The organism is Pseudomonas sp. SWRI77, from assembly GCF_014269105.1.
GTDB lineage: Bacteria > Pseudomonadota > Gammaproteobacteria > Pseudomonadales > Pseudomonadaceae > Aquipseudomonas > Aquipseudomonas capeferrum.
Map to the genome: position 1 here is coordinate 1 of NZ_JABWRV010000084.1, position 223 is coordinate 223.

The 223-nt window shown below is 60.1% G+C and carries 1 protein-coding gene; it reads left to right on the top strand.

Features of this window, described 5'->3' with window-relative positions; genetic code table 11:
* On the top strand, positions 1–223 hold a 223-nt coding region (locus HU766_RS26070), incomplete at both ends, for a transposase (protein ID WP_186661904.1).

The window sequence follows — 223 nt, forward strand, 5'->3', positions numbered from 1 at the left end:
GCGATGATCAACAAGCTGTATGGCATCGAGCGTGAACTCAAGGATGTCAGCGATGACCAGCGGTTCATCGGTCGCCAGGAACGAAGCCTGCCGATCCTCGGCCAGTTGAAAGGCTGGCTGGACAAGACGCAGTCCCAAGTCACACCGCAAAGCGTGCTGGGCAAGGCGGTGCACTATCTGGCGAACAACTGGAGTCGGTTGGAGCGCTACGTCGAGGCCGGCC